The sequence below is a fragment of the Rhodococcus sp. NJ-530 genome (assembly GCF_003860625.1).
Lineage (GTDB): Bacteria > Actinomycetota > Actinomycetes > Mycobacteriales > Mycobacteriaceae > Rhodococcus_F > Rhodococcus_F qingshengii.
In genome coordinates this window covers 3,410,001-3,427,330 of record NZ_CP034152.1, presented here as the reverse complement: position 1 = coordinate 3,427,330, position 17,330 = coordinate 3,410,001, and the positions used below count along the sequence as shown (strand labels likewise).

The window sequence follows — 17,330 nt, the reverse complement described above, 5'->3', positions numbered from 1 at the left end:
CCCCTTCGACGGACGGTCGTGGAAGGATCGGAATTGTCCGTCGGCGTTTTCGAGAAGGGACTGACAGTGTCACGAAATGATGGGTCCGAACATGATGGGTCCGAGCACGATGGTTCCGTGCACCAGGTAGTCGAGGCCGCCAGTGCACTCGACGACAAGGACTTCCTCGCGGTCGTCCGCGCAGTGGTCGAGCGCCGTCCGAGTTTGTCGGTCCTTCTTTCCGTGGTGGACACCGCTGCCGCGAGCCTCGAGCCGAACCGCGTCGAGGACGAGAACGAGATCACCGACGCCGAAGAAGTCGAACTGCCCGACACCGTTGTGGAGGTCGACGAGATCATCGACGTCCCGGTGGTACTTGCGACCGATCCGAGAATTCCCGAACCCGACTACACCGAAGGCGGAGTGCCCACTTTCGACCGCGTTCGGGAGAAGATAGAGGGCGCTTCGGTACTTCAATAGGTTCGTCCGAACTGGCGCACGAGAGTCCTGCCGGAAAGTCCGTGGACGAGCGGTGGGACGAGCGCCAGAAGGCCGCAAAGGCCAAGCTCGAGGAGATCCGGCGATCCATGGGTAAGTAATTATGCATTCCGATGCACAATGATGCATACTGTGTGACATGACTGAAGGTGGTACGACCGAGAACGCACGCAAGCCGATCAGAGTCGCCGTTGCCGGCGCCAGTGGGTACGCCGGTGGTGAGGTTCTGCGTCTGCTCCTCGGGCACCCCTCCTATGCCGACGGCAGTCTGGTGATCGGTTCGCTGACCGCCGGTGGCAACGCCGGTTCGACGCTCGGTGAGCATCATCCGCACTTGCTTCCACTCTCTTCGCGGGTACTCGAAGAGACCACTGTCGAGATCCTCTCGGGTCACGACGTCGTCTTCCTCGGTCTCCCACACGGAAATTCGGCTCAGTACGCCAAGTTGCTGCCCGAGTCGACGGTCATCATTGACTGCGGCGCGGACTTCCGGCTGCAGGATCCCGCAGCCTGGGAGAAGTACTACAAGAGCGCTCATGCCGGCACCTGGCCCTACGGTCTTCCTGAATTGCCCGGTGCCCGTGAGAAATTGGTAGGCGCAACCCGCATCGCCGTTCCGGGCTGCTACCCGACGGCAGCGAGCCTCGCGCTGGCCCCGCCGTTGCCGCGGGGATCGTGGACTCACACGTGAACGTGGTTGCGGTCAGTGGCACTTCGGGCGCCGGCCGGGCACCGAAGGCTGATCTGCTGGGTTCCGAGGTCATGGGCTCCGTCCGTGCGTACGGCGTCGGCGGCGTCCATCGCCACACCCCTGAGATCATTCAGAATCTCTCGGCCGCAGGCGGCAAGGACATCAGTGTCTCCTTCACTCCGGTGCTCGCGCCCATGCCGCGCGGCATCCTCGCGACCTGCACGGCAGCCACCACGGCCACCGAAGAGCAGGCACGCGAAATCTACGAAAAGGCATACAACGACGAGCCGTTCATTCATGTGCTGCCTGCCGGCATCTTCCCGCAGACCGGCGCTGTGATCGGATCCAACGCCGTGCAGATCGGGGTCACCGTGGACGCCGACGCCGGTCAGCTCGTTGTCATCTCGGCAATCGACAATCTCACCAAGGGCACCGCCGGTGGCGCGGTGCAATCGATGAATCTCGCCCTTGGCCTACCCGAGACCGCAGGTCTCTCTACCGTGGGAGTAGCTCCGTGAGCACCGACAATCCGCAGCAGATCGACAACGCAATCGAGCCTGACGCGACCGTTGCAGACGTGGTTCACGTCGCCGGGGACGTCTGCTCCGCACGCAGGGCGTCACCGCACCTGCCGGATTCCGCGGTGCCGGAATTGCTGCCGGTATCAAGAAGAGTGGCAAGTCGGACCTCGCATTGGTGCTCAACGAGGGACCCGATCTGGCCGCTGCCGGCGTCTTCACCCTGAACAAGGTCAAGGCAGCTCCGGTGCTCTGGTCTCAGCAGGTCCTGACGACGGGCAAGCTGCGCGCGGTGGTGCTCAACTCGGGCGGCGCGAACGCCTGCACGGGCGCGGGTGGATTCCAGGATGCACACAAGACTGCCGAGGAAGTTGCTTCGGCACTGAGTAATTGGGGCACCGAGACGGGCGCGATCGAGGTCGCTGTCTGTTCGACCGGACTTATCGGTGACCGCTTGCCCATGGACAAGCTGATCCCCGGTGTCACCGAGGTGGTGCACGAACTGGCCGGCGGAATCTCCGGCGGCACCGACGCGGCATACGCGATCATGACCACCGATACCGTGCCGAAGCAGGCGTCGCTGCACCACGCGAACAAATGGAACGTCGGCGGAATGGCCAAGGGCGCAGGCATGCTCGCGCCTGCGCTGGCCACCATGCTGTGCGTCGTCACGACCGACGCTGTCGCAACGGCGGATCAGCTCGATACCGCTCTGCGCGCCGCCACCCACCTGAGCTTCGATCGCCTCGACGTCGACGGCGCCACGTCCACCAACGACACAGTGCTCCTGTTGGCCTCCGGCGCCAGCGGTGTCACGCCGACGCAGGACGAACTGAACGCCGCAGTGCTGGCCGTGTGTGATGATCTCGCGGATCAGTTGATGGCAGACGCCGAGGGTGTCACCAAGCGGGTCAAGGTGACGGTTCGCGGCGCGGCGTCCGAGTCCGATGCGTTGATCGGCGCCCGGACCATCGCCCGCGACAGCCTGGTCAAGACAGCGCTTTTCGGTTCCGATCCCAATTGGGGTCGCGTTCTCGCCGCAGTGGGTATCGCTCCCATCGAGCTCGATCCCGATCGAATCAGTGTGTCCTTCAACGGGAGTCCCGTCTGCATCGACGGCGTCGGTGCTCCGGGGGCGCGTGAGGTGGACCTGAGTGGGATCGACATCGAACTCGACATCGATCTGGGAATCGGCAACGAGTCCGTGAGCATTCGCACCACGGACCTCTCGCATGCTTACGTCGAAGAGAACTCGGCGTATTCGTCATGACCGAGACGTATCCCGTGATCAGCGAGCATCAGAAGGCGCATGTCCTCGCCGACGCGCTGCCGTGGCTGCAGCGATTCCGAGACAAGGTGGTCGTGGTCAAGTACGGCGGAAACGCCATGATCGACGAGACGCTCAAAACGGCATTTGCCGCCGACATGGCGTTCCTGCGGACTGTCGGCATCCACCCCGTCGTCGTGCACGGCGGCGGCCCGCAGATCAACGCGATGCTGGCACGCCTTGGCATGAAGGGTGAGTTCCGCGGTGGTTTCCGGGTCACGACGCCCGAGGTGATGGACGTCGTCCGGATGGTGCTCTTCGGTCAGGTGGGCCGTGAACTCGTCGGGCTGATCAACGCGCACGGTCCCTACGCGGTCGGTATCTCCGGTGAGGATGCGCACCTGTTCACCGCTACTCGACGCACTGTTGCGGTCGAGGGAGAGCAGACCGACATCGGCCTGGTCGGAGACGTCACTACCGTGAACCCGGACGCGGTACTCGATCTCATTGCAGCAGGACGTATTCCGGTGGTCTCGACCATCGCACCCGACGCCGACGGTGTCGTCCACAACATCAACGCCGATACCGCTGCTGCCGCACTGGCCGAGGCGATCGGTGCCGAGAAGCTCGTTGTCCTCACCGACGTCGAGGGCCTGTACACCGATTGGCCGGACCGATCCTCGCTGGCCACCGAGATCGACACCGACGCCCTTGCTCAGTTGTTGCCGAGTCTCGATGCCGGCATGGTGCCCAAGATGGAGGCCTGCCTTCGCGCGGTGCGCGGAGGTGTGCCGTCGGCGCACGTGATCGACGGTCGGCTCGAACATTCAGTCCTACTCGAACTTTTCACCGGTGAAGGAATCGGCACGATGGTCGTGCCGGGTTCCTCGGTCGCCGGTCCCCAGCAGGGAGCTATCTCATGAGCACGATCGATCTGCAGCAGCGGTGGTCCGCTTCGCTGATGAACAATTACGGCGTACCCCGGGTTGCTCTCGTCCGCGGTGACGGCGCCGTACTCACCGACGCCGACGGCAAGCAGTACGTCGACTTCCTGGCCGGAATCGCCGTCAACATCCTCGGACACGGACATCCGGCCGTCGTCGAAGCCGTGACTACTCAGCTGTCGACACTCGGCCACGTGTCCAACCTGTACGCCAGCGAGCCGGTCGTCGAGTTGGCGGAGCAGCTGCTCGCTCATCTCGGCAACGTCACCGGGCGCGCGTTCTTCTGCAACTCCGGTACCGAGGCGAACGAGGCTGCCTTCAAGCTCGCTCGCGCCACCGGCCGGAAGAAGATCATCGCAGCCGAAGGCTCCTTCCACGGTCGCACGATGGGGCACTCGCTCTGACGGGTCAGCCGGCCAAGCGGGCGCCGTTCGAACCGATGCCCGCCGGTGTCGAGTTCGTGCCGTACGGCGACGTCGAGGCACTCGAGCAGGCCGTCGATTCCGACACCGCCGCTGTGTTCCTCGAACCGATCATGGGTGAGGGCGGCGTCGTGGTGCCACCCGAGGGATACCTCGTCGAGGCTCGGCGGATCACCGCCGAACGTGGTGCGCTGCTCGTACTCGACGAAGTGCAGACCGGCATCGGCCGGACCGGCTGGTTCTACGCACATCAGGCAGTCGGCATCGTGCCAGACGTCATCACTCTTGCGAAGGGACTCGGCGGCGGAATGCCGATCGGCGCCTGCATCGCGACCGGGGCAACGGCAGAGTTGTTCGGACCGGGCAAGCACGGTACGACGTTCGGTGGCAATCCGGTGTGCGCTGCGGCGGCGCTTGCCGTGCTGAAAACCATTGCAGCGGAAGACCTGATCTCACGCGCCGACAGCTTGGGCAAATCGATCTCGGCGGGCATCGAAGATCTGGGCCATCCGTTGGTCGACTACGTACGGGGATCAGGACTGTTGCTGGGTGTCGTGCTGACCGAGGACGTCGCGCCGGCAGTGGAAAACGCAGCGCGCGAAGCCGGGTACCTTGTGAATGCAGCGCAACCCGGAGTGATCCGGTTGGCGCCGCCGCTCATCCTCACGGACGAGCAGGCCGAAACCTTCGTGGCAGCACTACCTGCCATCTTCGACAGTGCACTATCGGCTGACCAGCCGGGGGAGAAGTGACTACCGTGGTGAAACACTTTCTCAGGGACGACGATCTGACTCCTGCGCAGCAGGCCGAAGTTCTCGAACTCGCAGCGATTCTCAAGAAGGACCCGTTCGCTCGGCGTCCGCTCGAGGGTCCCCGCGGAGTCGGTGTCATCTTCGAGAAGAACTCGACGCGTACACGTTTCTCGTTCGAGATGGGCATCGCACAGATGGGCGGTCACGCTGTCGTCGTCGACGGGCGCAGCACTCAACTCGGTCGTGAAGAGACGTTGGCGGACACCGGACGCGTTCTCTCCCGTTATGTCGACGCCGTCGTGTGGCGCACGTTCGGCCAGAAGCGCTTGGAGCAAATGGCAACGGGTGCAACGATTCCCATCGTCAATGCATTGTCCGACGAATTTCATCCCTGTCAGGTTCTGGCCGATCTGCAAACGCTGATCGAACAGAAGGGTGAGCTCAAGGGGCTGAAGCTGACCTACCTGGGCGACGGCGCCAACAACATGGCTCACTCGCTGATGCTCGGCGGAGTGACCGCAGGCATAGACGTCACCATCGCAAGCCCCGCCGGCTTCGAACCGGCGGACTGGGTCGTGGCAGCAGCACGCAAACGCGCCGAGGAAACCGGCGCGACCATCACCCTGACGCAGGACCCACAGGCCGGCGTCGTCGGCGCCGACGCGTTGGTCACCGACACCTGGACCTCGATGGGTCAGGAGAACGACGGGCTCGATCGAGTCGGACCTTTCCGTCCGTTTCAGATCAACAAGGAACTGCTCGCAAAAGCAGATCCGAAGGCTGTCGTCCTGCACTGCCTGCCGGCCCATCGCGGCGAAGAGGTCACCGACGAGGTTCTCGACGGACCCCAGAGCGTCGTCTGGGACGAGGCGGAGAACCGTCTGCACGCCCAGAAGGCGTTGCTCGTGTGGCTGCTGGAACAGCGAACCCAACTGGACCAGGCGTGAGCGTCGCTCCCACTCGGGCCGGTCGCCAGTCGCGCATCATCGCGCTGCTGGCGGCGCACCCCGTCCGAAGTCAGACGGAGTTGGCGGCGTTGCTCGGTGCCGAGGGCATCGAAGCGACGCAGGCCACTCTCTCGCGTGACCTCGAAGAGTTGGGAGCGGTGAAACTGCGCGCCGCCGACGGCGGCGCCGGTGTTTACGTGGTGCCGGAGGACGGGAACCCGGTACGCGGTGTGTCCGGCGGTACCGACCGTCTCTCACGGCTGTTGGGTGAGTTGTTGGTCTCCACCGATTTCAGCGGCAACATGGCGATCCTCCGGACACCGCCGGGGGCCGCGCACTACCTCGCGAGCGCACTGGATCGGTCCTCGATGCCGGACATCGTGGGCACGATCGCCGGAGATGACACCATCTTCGTAGTGGCCCGGGAACCGCTTTCCGGAGCGGAACTCGCGGCCATGATCGAATCGCTCGCCTGACCCCTTATTCTTTGATAGAGATTTTCAACCGAAGGAGCACAAAAACCATGGCCGATCGCGTCGTACTCGCCTACTCGGGCGGGCTGGACACTTCTGTTGCCATCAGTTGGATCGGTAAGGAGACGGGCGCTGAAGTTGTCGCCGTCGCCATCGATCTGGGGCAGGGTGGCGAGGACATGGAGGTCGTGCGTCAGCGCGCGATCGACTGCGGCGCAGTCGAATCCGTTGTCGTCGACGCCCGCGACGAGTTCGCGGACGAATACTGCCTGCCGACCATCGCGGCCAACGCCCTGTACATGGACCGCTACCCGCTCGTCTCGGCCATCAGCCGTCCGCTGATCGTCAAGCACATCGTCGAAGCTGCACGCTCGCACGGCGGCACCATCGTCTCGCACGGTTGCACCGGTAAGGGCAACGACCAGGTTCGCTTCGAGGTCGGATTCGGCGCCCTCGCACCCGACCTGCAGGTCATCGCACCGGTCCGCGACTACGCCTGGACCCGCGAGAAGGCCATCGCCTTCGCCGAAGAGAACAACATCCCGATCAACGTCTCCAAGAAGTCGCCGTTCTCGATCGACCAGAACGTCTGGGGCCGCGCCGTCGAGACCGGATTCCTCGAGGATCTGTGGAACGCGCCGACGAAGGACGTCTACGACTACACCCAGGACCCGACGGTCAACTGGAACGCACCCGACGAGCTCATCATCAGCTTCGACAAGGGCCGCCCGGTCGCCATCGACGGCCGCCCGGTGTCGGTTCTCGAAGCCATTCAGGAACTGAACAAGCGCGCAGGCGCTCAGGGCGTCGGCCGTCTCGACGTCGTCGAGGACCGTCTCGTGGGCATCAAGAGCCGTGAGATCTACGAAGCTCCCGGCGCCATGGTTCTCATCACCGCACACCAGGAACTCGAGCACGTCACCCTCGAACGCGAACTCGGTCGCTACAAGCGTCAGATGGAGCAGCGTTGGTCCGAGCTGGTCTACGACGGCCTCTGGTTCTCGCCCCTCAAGGACGCACTGGACACGTTCGTCGACAAGACGCAGGAACGCGTTACCGGCGACATCCGTCTCTTCCTGCACGGTGGAGCCATCACCGTCAACGGTCGTCGCAGCCCGGAGTCGCTCTACGACTTCAACCTCGCGACGTACGACGAGGGCGACAGCTTCGACCAGTCCGCATCGAAGGGCTTCGTCGAGATCCACGGTCTGTCGTCGAAGGTCGCCGCGAAGCGCGATCTGGGACTCTGAGCCATGACGGCTCACGGTGACGGAGACGCTCAAAAACACGGCACCAACGAAGGTGCGCTGTGGGGCGGGCGGTTCGAGTCCGGACCGGCCGCTGCCATGGCGGCGCTGAGCAAGTCGACTCACTTCGACTGGGTCCTCGCTCCGTACGACGTGCGGGCGTCGCAGGCGCATGCGCGTGTGCTGAACAAGGCAGGCCTGCTCAGCGAAGCCGACCTCGTGACAATGCTCGACGGCCTCGACCGCCTGGCGGCAGATGTTGCCAGTGGCGCCTTCGGGCCCAGCGAGTCGGACGAGGACGTACACGGCGCACTCGAGCGTGGTCTGATCGAGCGTGTCGGGCCTGAGGTCGGTGGGCGCCTGCGTGCTGGACGTTCGCGAAACGACCAGGTGGCCACGCTGTTCCGCATGTGGCTTCGCGATGCAGTCCGCCGCATCTCCACCGGAGTTCTCGACGTGGTCGACGCATTGGCGACTCAGGCCGGGGCGCATCCGGATGCCGTGATGCCGGGCAAGACGCACCTGCAGGCGGCTCAGCCGGTCCTGTTGGCGCATCACCTGCTCGCTCACGCACATCCACTGTTGCGGGACGTGCAGCGCCTTCGCGACTTCGACGTGCGAGCTGCGGTGTCCCCGTACGGTTCCGGTGCACTGGCCGGTTCCTCACTCGGACTCGATCCCGAAGCGATTGCGGCGGAACTGAAGTTCGACAGCTCGGCCGAGAACTCGATCGACGCAACGGCTTCGCGTGATTTCGCAGCCGAGGCAGCGTTCGTGCTCGCAATGATCGGTGTCGATCTCTCCCGTATGGCGGAAGAGATCATCATCTGGAGCACACCGGAGTTCGGCTACATCACGCTTGCCGACGCGTGGTCGACGGGATCGTCGATCATGCCGCAGAAGAAGAATCCGGATGTCTCGGAACTCACGCGCGGTAAGTCGGGTCGTTTGATTGGCAACCTGACCGGATTGTTGGCGACGCTCAAGGCTCAGCCGCTGGCGTACAACCGCGATCTGCAAGAGGACAAGGAACCGGTTTTCGACTCGGTTGCGCAGCTCGAGATGCTGCTCCCGGCCATCACCGGTCTGGTGCAGACGCTCGAGTTCCACACCGAGCGCATGGCGGAACTAGCTCCGGCAGGGTTCACGTTGGCCACCGACATCGCGGAGTGGATGGTGCGTCAGGGCGTGCCGTTCCGGGTTGCCCACGAGGCTGCCGGAGCGTGCGTGCGTGTCGCCGAAGCACGAGGGGTCGGACTCGAAGATCTCACCGACGAGGAGCTGGCCGGCGTCGACAGCGCGCTGACACCCGCTGTTCGTGAGGTGCTGACAGTCGAGGGTTCCATTGCTTCGCGCAACGCGCGAGGCGGCACTGCGGGGGTGCGGGTTGCCGAGCAGCTGGACGGAGTCAAAGCAGTGGCGCAGTCACTGCGGGAATGGACCCTGTGACCTCGCGGTCACGAGTGTTGTCGCTCTCTTTTCGGCAGTAGTCCTTCGATCGTACGCGGTCAGGTAGCAGAATTTGCTCCCTGACCGCGTACGCGTATTCGTCGTCAGTAGGCTTGTCGCGCGCGGGAAAAATGAGACTGACGTCACATGGTGAGTAACTTGGGAGTGAAATGGTGGGATTGAATTCCAAGTCTGTGCTGGGCCCGATTCGTCGGGTGGTTGCGACAGCACAAAACGGCCTCGAGGTCGTCCGGTTGGGTGGGCTGGAAACGGATGCGACCACGTCGCCGTTCGAGATCGTCGAACGCGCAGCGATGTATCGGCTACGGCGCTACTTCCCGGACAGTGACCCGGAAACCGTCGGCGCACCGATCTTGCTGATCCCGCCGATGATGATGTCGGCGAACGTGTACGACGTGACCCGTGACCAGGGCGCTGTGGGAATTCTGCACGAGATGGGCCTTGATCCCTGGGTCGTCGATTTCGGTTCGCCCGACTCCGAAGAGGGCGGTTGGGATCGTAACCTCGCCGATCACATCATCGCTCTCAGCGACATCGTCGATCACATCCACCGTCACACCGGAAAAGATGTTCACATCTCCGGTTATTCGCAGGGTGGCATGTTCGCCTATCAGGCTGCCGCCTATCGGCGTAGTCGAAACATCGCCAGCGTCATCACCTTCGGCAGTCCGGTCGACACACTCGCCGCGCTACCCTTCGGCATCCCGGCGGGATTGGCAACCAAGGGTGCAGATTTCCTCGCCGATCACGTCTTCAATCGCCTGGCGGTCACCGGGTGGATGGCCCGTACCGGGTTCCAGTTGCTCGATCCCGTGAAGACGCTGAAGATGCGCGTCGACTTTCTGCTTCAACTGCACGACCGGGAGGCGTTGCTTCCGCGGGAGCAGCAACGACGCTTCCTCGCGACCGAGGGTTGGGTCGCGTGGTCGGGGCCCGCGGTAGCCGAACTGCTCAAGCAGTTCATCGTGCATAACCGAATGATGACCGGTGGGTTCGTCATCAAGGATCAATTGGTCTCGCTCGCCGAGATCACCTGCCCCATCCTGGCATTCGTCGGCGAGGTCGACGACATCGGCCAGCCGCAAGCGGTTCGAGGCATCAGTCAAGCCGCTCCGCGGGCGAAGGTCTACGAATCTACCTTGCGTGCAGGCCATTTCGGTTTGGTTGTCGGTTCCACCGCGGCCAATCACACCTGGCCGAGCACCGGTGAATTCGTACAGTGGACCGAGACGGGTGGACCCCTCCCGGACCGTATCGCGAACATGGTCTACGGCGCCGACCTCGAAGACCAGACCGGTGTGTCGATCAGCAATCGGATCATCCACACCGTCGCCTCGGTCGCTGAAGTAGGTGCAGGAGTCACCAAGGGAATCAGTGACCTTGCCGCCGGTGCGTTGCGCGGCACTTTCGAATTGTCGGGAGAAGCGGCACGAGCGTTGCCACGTCTGGCTCGACTCAACCAGATTCAGCCGCACACCAAGATCTCGCTGAGCCAGTTGCTGGCGGAGCAGCGTCGAAAGGCGCCGAACGGCGAGTGCTTCCTCTTCGACAATCGCGTGCACACCTATGAAGCGGTCAACGCGCGTATCGACAATGTCGTGCGTGGATTGATCTCCGTGGGAGTGCGTCCGGCAGCGCATGTCGGTGTCCTGATGGAGACCCGCCCCAGCGCACTCGCGGCCATCGCGGCCCTGTCGCGACTTGGTGCCGTCGCGGTCATGCTTCCGCCAGGCTCCGACATCACGGCGGCGGTCAAGCTGGGGTCGGTCGATCGGATCATCACCGATCCGGAAAACGTCGATGCTGCAGTGGTTACCGGTCGGCCGGTACTGGTGCTCGGCGGCGGCGATGCCCGTGGCCTCGAGGTGGATCCGTCACACGACGTGATCGATCTCGAACAAATCGATCCGACGAAGGTCAATCTGCCCGGGTGGTACCGACCGGATCCCGGTGTCGCCCGCGAACTCGCCTTCATCATCTTTGCGGAATCCGGCGGTGTGCTCGAAGCCAAGCAGATCACCAACTACCGGTGGGCATTGTCGGCCTTCGGCACGGCCACGGCGGCAGATCTCGATCGCGGTGACACCGTGTACTGCCTTGCGCCACTCCATCATTCGTCGAGTCTGCTCGCGACCATCGGTGGTGCCATGGCCGGTGGCTCACGCATTGCGCTCTCACGTGGACTGAACCCCGCGAGGTTCGTCGAGGAAATCCACCGCTACGGCGTGACGGTCGTGAGTTACACGTGGTCGATGATGCGCGAGATACTCGACGAGGATCTTCTTCTCATCGACGGTAGTCATCCGGTCCGCCTGTTCATCGGTTCGGGCATGCCCCATGGTCTGTGGAAGCGGACAACGGAGGCGTTCGACCCCGCGCAGGTACTCGAGTTCTATGCGTCGACCGAAGGCGACGTGATTCTTGCCAATGTTGCAGGCTCCAAAGTTGGTTCCAAGGGGCGCCCGCTGCCGGGTAGCGCGCAGGTGCGGTTGGCGGCATACGACCCGCTGAGTGGTCGGCTCCTCGAGAACGGAAACGGATTTGTCCGTGAGTGCGCCGAAGACGAGGTCGGATTGCTGCTCGGGCGCGCGGGATTCACCGCCGATCTTTCGGGCGGAGCCATGCGAGGTCTCTTCCAAGCCGGCGATTCGTGGATTCCCACCGAAAATCTCTTCCGCCGGGACGCCGACGGCGACTACTGGCTGATCGACCACAAGAACACGGTCATTTCCACGCTCCGCGGTCCCGTGTTCACCCAGCCGATCGTCGACGCGTTGTCGAGTGTGGCGCGGGTGGATCTTGCCGTCGCATACGGAGTCGGTGACGCGCCGCATCAGCTGGCGGTCGCTGCCGTGACATGGCGTCCGGGACGGCAGTTCCGTTCTGCCGAGCTTGCAGAGGCCCTCTCGCGCATCGCTTTCGACGCTCGTCCGGATATCGTGCACGTGGTTGACGAGATCCCGGTGGGTTCGTCGTACCGTCCGAGCTCCACTGCGTTGGCTGCGGCCGGATTGCCGGCGCCGGGGCCACGGACCTGGTTCCTCGATTCCGAGTCGCAGTCGTACAAGCGGCTGACCAAGGCAATCGCCGCGCAGTTGATGCCGACGAGGGTGAGCACCGGAGCACGGTAGCCTGAGGACATTCTGTTTGATCGGTTCGAGAGGACTCACGTGGCTATTGATTCGACGTTGCTCAGCATTTTGGCCTGCCCCCAGGACAAAGGCCCGCTGCTGCTGGTCGGGGACGAGTTGCTCTACAACCCGCGCCTGCGGCGTGCCTACCCGATCGAGAACGGCATTCCCGTTCTGTTGATCGACGAGGCACGCGATGTAGCGGACGACGAACACGAGAAGTTGCTCGCGCGGGCTGAAGGCTAGATCGGTAATTCACCGGTCAGGTACCGCTGGAGGTTCGGCGCCACCAGCGGTACCAACGCGTCAACGCTCAATGATGCGAGTGGTTCGAGTCCGAGCACATATCGCGTGACAAGCAGTCCGGCCATCTGAGAGGCCACCAATTCCGCTCTGATCAAGCCGGTACCAGGTGGTGTGTCCACCCGCGGAATGATGTCGCGCAATACGACATCGAGCAGAAAGCTCTGGATCAACTGCGATCCGTCGCCGGAAATGGCTGATCGAAAAGCCGCCAGAATCGCCGGCTGGTGTTCCGAATCCCATAGCCCGATCACCGCCCGGAGAAGGCTTTCGCCGAGGTTTTCGGTCGGGGAGGTGTGAACCGGTCCCAGTACCTTTGCTGGATCGATCGGTAGCGCGATCGCAGCGGTGAACAACTGCTCCTTGCTCCCGAAATGGTGATGAATCATAGCCGGATCGACGTCAGCGGCCGCAGCTATCGATCGAACGGTTGTTCGTCGAAAACCGTTCTGGGAGAACGCCCGTCGCGCCGAATCGAGGATCTGCGCGCGAGTCTCCGACTTGCCCGGTCGTCGCCCCGAACGAATCGGTGCAGGACTCGTGTCCTTGTCGGTCATGGAGTGCGGCGATCGAGTGTGGCCGCGGCCAGCGAGAGTGCGGCGGCGGCGAAGCCCGCCATGACGGCGAGATCACGCCACATCTGACCCGTCGCGTCGGCATGCATCGACACTTGCTGAAGTGCGTCGACGGCGTAGCTCAAGGGGAGGACGTTGCTGATCCATTCGAGCCAGGTCGGCAATTGGTCGCGCGGTACCAGGAGTCCGCAGAGGAAGAGCTGTGGAACCACAACTACCGGCATGAATTGCACCGCTTGGAACTCGGTCTTCGCGAATGCGCTGGCCAACAGGCCTAGCGCAACGCCCAGTATTGCGCCGAGAACTGCAATGACGATGACCCAGGCAAGACTGCCGGCGATGGTGAGTCCGAGGAATCCGAAAGCAACCGCGCACGCGAGGGCTGCCTGGGCGGCGGCGGAGAGCGAAAATGCCGCCCCGTATCCGGCGAGAAGGTCGAGTTTGCCCATCGGTGTGGTGAGCAGGCGTTCGAGGGTTCCTGAACTGCGTTCGCGCTGCATGGCGATGGACGTGACCAGGAACATGACGACAAACGGCAAGATTCCCAACATCGTGATCGCCACTCGTTGGAAGAGCGAAACCTGGCCGGGTGGCGTCGGGACGTCTTGGTAGAGGAAATAGAGCAGAATCATCAGTAACGACGGGACCAACAAGATCATGGCCACCGTGCGGTGATCTTGGCGGAGCTGAAGCAGAATGCGTACGGTCGTAGCACCGAAGATCCTGATGCTCATGATATTTCGCCTCCGACGGGTGAAGTCCGAATCAGCTCGAGAAAGGCGTCCTCGAGCCGTTCACATCTGGTTTTGGCGCGCAATTCATCGGGTGTGAGTTGAGCGAGGAGGTGCCCGTCTCGCATCAGGATCAGCTCAGCGCAGTGGTCGGCCTCATCCATGACGTGGCTGGAGACCAACAGGGTGGTTCCGCTGCGAGCAAGGTCAGCGAATCGTTCCCACAATTCGACGCGAAGCACCGGATCGAGGCCGACGGTCGGTTCGTCGAGGATCAACACATCAGGTGACGCCACCAACGCGCAAGCCAGCGAGACTCGCCCGCGTTGACCACCAGACAGATCGGCGGCGGTCTGGTCGGCGTATCGGCTCAATCCGACGGCGTCGACCGCTGCTGCGACGTCGGCGCCGGACTTGCCGTAAAGAGCGCCGAAGTACTGGACGTTTCGAGTGACCGTCAGGTCGCCGTACACGCTGGGGGATTGGGTGACATATCCGACCCGGTGGCGAAGAGCAACGGAACCGGCGAGATCGCCCAGCACTCTGACCTCACCACTTTCGACGATCTGTGTTCCGACAATCGCGCGCATCAGGGTTGTCTTGCCGCAGCCGGACGGGCCGAGCAGTCCGGTGATCGATCCTGCTGATACCTGCAGGTCAAGCGAGTGAAGAACTTCGTGCTTGCCGCGAATGACTCGTAGTCCGCGGATATCTATTGCCGGCGTTGTGGTCACGGTTCGCCTCGTTTCAATAATTCATCACTTGTTGAATTATGCGACTCGGCCGACCGATGAGTCAACGGCGTGGGCACAATCGAAGGGTGAGCATCGAGACCTTGGAAAATGTGGAGAACCCGTTGGAAGCGGGCCTGACAATTCTCGGCTCGACCCTGACCGTCGACGACATCTCGCTGAGGATCGTCGAGGTCGAGGCGTACGGAGGGGAGAAGGACGGGCCATGGCCGGATCCGGCAGCACATTCGTATCGGGGGAGAACGCCGCGGAACAGCGTGATGTTCGGGCGGGCGGGGCGTCTCTACGTCTACCGCAGCTATGGAATGCATTTTTGTATGAACATCTCGTACGGCCCGGATGGTGTCGCGGGTGGTGTTCTGCTCCGAGCGGCCGAAATCGAGGCCGGTCACGATGTGGTGTCTGCTCGGAGATCGCCGGATCGACCATCTCACCAATGGGCCAGAGGGCCGGGTAATCTCGGTGCTTCTGTCGCAATCACGTTGGCGGACAACGGAACAGACGTGTTCAACCCTGCCTCGCGGATTCGGCTCGAATTGGGGGAGTCGAAGGAATGGGTCAGTGGACCGCGGGTGGGGGTCAGTACCGCGGCGGAGGTTCCGTGGCGCCTGTGGATTCCGGACTCGCGAGCGGTGTCCGCGTATCGCCGAAGCCCGCGAGCGCCGGTCATTTCGTGAAGATGGGATGATCGAGTCCGTGACTGAGAATATTCTCGACGAACTGACCTGGCGCGGGCTGATCGCCCAATCAACCGATCTCGACGCTTTGCGTAAAGATCTCGAGGCCGGACCGGTCACGTTGTATGCGGGCTTCGACCCGACCGGACCGAGCCTGCACGCAGGTCACCTGGTTCCGCTCCTCGCGCTCAAGCGGTTTCAGCGCGCCGGCAACCGCCCGATCGTTCTTGCCGGCGGTGCAACGGGCCTGATCGGAGACCCCCGTGACGTCGGGGAACGGACGATGAACTCCGCCGATACCGTCGCGGACTGGGCAGGTCGCATCCGTGGTCAGCTCGAACGATTCGTGGATTTCGACGATTCGCCGACGAGCGCGGTCATCGAGAACAACATGAACTGGACCGGCAAGATGTCGGCCATCGACTTCCTGCGTGATGTCGGCAAACACTTCTCCGTGAACGTCATGCTTGCGCGTGACACCGTGAAGCGTCGTCTCGAGTCGGACGGGATGTCGTACACCGAGTTCAGCTACATGCTGCTCCAGGCCAACGACTACCTGCACCTGCGACGCGACCTCGGCTGCACTCTGCAGGTCGGCGGGTCCGATCAGTGGGGCAACATCATTGCCGGCGTCGAACTCAACCGTCGTGTCGACGGTGAGAGCGTTCATGCAATGACGGTTCCGCTGGTGACCTCGGCCGATGGCAAAAAGTTCGGAAAGTCGACCGGTGGCGGAAGTTTGTGGCTCGACCCCGAGATGACCAGCCCGTACGCCTGGTACCAGTACTTCGTGAACACTGGCGACGCCGACGTGATCAAGTACCTGCGCTGGTTCACCTTCCTGACTGCGGACGAACTCGCGGAGCTGGAGACTGCAACAGCGGAGCGGCCGCATGCGCGAGAAGCGCAGAAGCGACTTGCCGCGGAGATGACGACCTTGGTTCACGGGGAACACAACACCCGTGCTGTCGAGCTCGCCAGTCAGGCGTTGTTCGGCAAGGCGGAGCTGGCGGAACTCGACGAGTCGACGCTAGCCGCGGCGCTGAAAGAAGCATCGGTCAGCGAATTGGCGCCGGGGGAGCCGCGCACGATCATCGATCTGCTCGTGACGAGCGGCTTGTGCGAGAGCAAGGGGCCGCTCGACGCGCCGTGAAAGAGGGCGGTGCTTCGGTGAACAACCAGAAGGTGTCGGCCGACGACTGGGAGCCCACCGCATCCGATCTGCTTCACGGCAGCTGGTTGGTCGTCCGGCGCGGAAAGCGCAACTTCGCCGGCGTGAGAATCCTTCCGAACTGACGTGTGTGGGGTCACAGTTGTCTAGCGGGGCTCCTGTGGCCGCTGGTGGCCCGCCTCCGGGCGGGCTACCAGCGGATTTAACCTGTCGAACATCTGCGACCTGCACGTTTGACGCTCAGTTTTCATTCGCGTAACTTTGTCCAAGTCAGAGCGACACGGACACCAACCCCGACCGACAGGCCGGGGAAACGCGGTTGGACGAAGTCGGAGACAATCACGCTCAGCGGGAACTTGCTTCCCTGGAGCGAACAAGCTAAGATTGTAACCCTTGCCCCGGAGCTTTCAACCTGGTTGAAGTGATGGTGTGTGCGTGTTCTTTGAGAACTCAACAGTGTGTCGATGAATGTCAGTGCCAAATTTTTTTTGGTACTTCACATCCGCGAATGATCAACCGCCTCTTGGGGTTTGGTTGGTTTGTGTGTGGTGTGAGTATTTTTCGTCGGTGATTGTTCATTCTTCCGTCTGAATGGTTGCCGACACATTTTTTGCTAGTTGAGTTTTTTTGCTAGTGATTTGACTCTTTTTGTCTATGACTGATTAGCCGGCCTTCGGGTTGGTGATATCTAGAGTCTTCAACGGAGAGTTTGATCCTGGCTCAGGACGAACGCTGGCGGCGTGCTTAACACATGCAAGTCGAGCGGTAAGGCCTTTCGGGGT

At 62.8% G+C, this 17,330-nt stretch carries 13 protein-coding genes, 1 rRNA gene and 3 pseudogenes (1 of these 17 only partly in view); 14 read left to right on the top strand and 3 right to left on the bottom strand.

Going from position 1 to position 17,330, the window contains the following annotated elements; genetic code table 11:
• Positions 1 to 117 precede the first annotated feature (117 nt).
• The 11 genes and pseudogenes from EHW12_RS36045 to EHW12_RS15970 all read left to right on the top strand — a co-directional run bounded on the left by EHW12_RS36045 (position 118) and on the right by EHW12_RS15970 (position 12,585).
• A complete protein-coding gene (locus EHW12_RS36045) occupies positions 118 to 459 on the top strand; it encodes a hypothetical protein (protein ID WP_346774211.1) in 342 nt (113 codons plus the stop codon).
• Between the two features lie 157 nt (positions 460 to 616).
• Positions 617 to 1,686: pseudogene (gene argC / locus EHW12_RS16015) on the top strand (N-acetyl-gamma-glutamyl-phosphate reductase).
• A gap of 82 nt (positions 1,687 to 1,768) precedes the next feature.
• Positions 1,769 to 2,956 (top strand): bifunctional glutamate N-acetyltransferase/amino-acid acetyltransferase ArgJ, encoded by a 1,188-nt coding sequence (argJ, locus tag EHW12_RS16010; RefSeq protein ID WP_125051141.1) that lies wholly within the window; start codon positions 1,769 to 1,771, stop codon positions 2,954 to 2,956.
• The gene (gene argB / locus EHW12_RS16005) at positions 2,953 to 3,876 is read left to right on the top strand and encodes an acetylglutamate kinase (protein WP_125051139.1); all 924 of its coding nucleotides are present in this window, start codon (positions 2,953 to 2,955) and stop codon (positions 3,874 to 3,876) included. Before argJ ends, argB begins: the two co-directional genes overlap by 4 nt.
• A pseudogene (locus tag EHW12_RS16000) lies at positions 3,873 to 5,071 on the top strand (acetylornithine transaminase). The gene argB and the pseudogene EHW12_RS16000 overlap by 4 nt, the downstream one beginning before the upstream one ends.
• Positions 5,068 to 6,018, top strand: coding sequence for an ornithine carbamoyltransferase (gene argF / locus EHW12_RS15995; protein WP_064075615.1), 951 nt, complete (start codon positions 5,068 to 5,070; stop codon positions 6,016 to 6,018). Before EHW12_RS16000 ends, argF begins: the two are co-directional and overlap by 4 nt.
• Positions 6,015 to 6,494: an arginine repressor gene (locus tag EHW12_RS15990; protein WP_020907875.1), complete on the top strand. Its 480-nt coding sequence runs from the start codon at positions 6,015 to 6,017 to the stop codon at positions 6,492 to 6,494. The genes argF and EHW12_RS15990 overlap by 4 nt, the downstream gene beginning before the upstream one ends.
• A 47-nt stretch (positions 6,495 to 6,541) precedes the next feature.
• The gene (locus EHW12_RS15985) at positions 6,542 to 7,741 is read left to right on the top strand and encodes an argininosuccinate synthase (RefSeq protein ID WP_003944066.1); all 1,200 of its coding nucleotides are present in this window, start codon (positions 6,542 to 6,544) and stop codon (positions 7,739 to 7,741) included.
• A gap of 3 nt (positions 7,742 to 7,744) precedes the next feature.
• Positions 7,745 to 9,187, top strand: a complete 1,443-nt coding sequence (gene argH / locus EHW12_RS15980; protein WP_003944092.1) for an argininosuccinate lyase — start codon at positions 7,745 to 7,747, stop codon at positions 9,185 to 9,187.
• Between the two features lie 170 nt (positions 9,188 to 9,357).
• On the top strand, positions 9,358 to 12,339 hold the full coding sequence (locus EHW12_RS15975) for an acyl-CoA synthetase (protein ID WP_125051137.1): 2,982 nt from the start codon (positions 9,358 to 9,360) through the stop codon (positions 12,337 to 12,339).
• Between the two features lie 39 nt (positions 12,340 to 12,378).
• Positions 12,379 to 12,585: a Trm112 family protein gene (locus EHW12_RS15970; RefSeq protein WP_003944045.1), complete on the top strand. Its 207-nt coding sequence runs from the start codon at positions 12,379 to 12,381 to the stop codon at positions 12,583 to 12,585.
• Here EHW12_RS15970 and EHW12_RS15965 read toward each other — a convergent pair.
• The 3 genes from EHW12_RS15965 to EHW12_RS15955 are packed head-to-tail and all read right to left on the bottom strand — an operon-like array spanning position 12,582 to position 14,682.
• On the bottom strand, positions 12,582 to 13,199 hold the full coding sequence (locus EHW12_RS15965) for a TetR family transcriptional regulator (protein ID WP_007736202.1): 618 nt from the start codon (positions 13,197 to 13,199) through the stop codon (positions 12,582 to 12,584). The two genes, EHW12_RS15970 and EHW12_RS15965, sit on opposite strands and share 4 nt — an antisense overlap.
• Positions 13,196 to 13,951, bottom strand: a complete 756-nt coding sequence (locus EHW12_RS15960) for an ABC transporter permease (protein WP_003944033.1) — start codon at positions 13,949 to 13,951, stop codon at positions 13,196 to 13,198. The genes EHW12_RS15965 and EHW12_RS15960 overlap by 4 nt, the downstream gene beginning before the upstream one ends.
• The gene (locus tag EHW12_RS15955; RefSeq protein ID WP_021334043.1) at positions 13,948 to 14,682 is read right to left on the bottom strand and encodes an ABC transporter ATP-binding protein; all 735 of its coding nucleotides are present in this window, start codon (positions 14,680 to 14,682) and stop codon (positions 13,948 to 13,950) included. Before EHW12_RS15955 ends, EHW12_RS15960 begins: the two co-directional genes overlap by 4 nt.
• A gap of 86 nt (positions 14,683 to 14,768) precedes the next feature.
• Between EHW12_RS15955 and EHW12_RS15950 the strand changes: the two genes are divergently transcribed.
• The 3 genes and pseudogenes from EHW12_RS15950 to EHW12_RS15940 all read left to right on the top strand — a co-directional run.
• The gene (locus EHW12_RS15950; protein WP_003944023.1) at positions 14,769 to 15,377 is read left to right on the top strand and encodes a DNA-3-methyladenine glycosylase; all 609 of its coding nucleotides are present in this window, start codon (positions 14,769 to 14,771) and stop codon (positions 15,375 to 15,377) included.
• 7 nt (positions 15,378 to 15,384) lie between these two features.
• Positions 15,385 to 16,673: pseudogene (tyrS, locus tag EHW12_RS15945) on the top strand (tyrosine--tRNA ligase).
• A 572-nt stretch (positions 16,674 to 17,245) separates the two neighbouring features.
• A 16S ribosomal RNA gene (locus tag EHW12_RS15940) occupies positions 17,246 to 17,330 on the top strand (it continues 1,433 nt past the right edge of the window).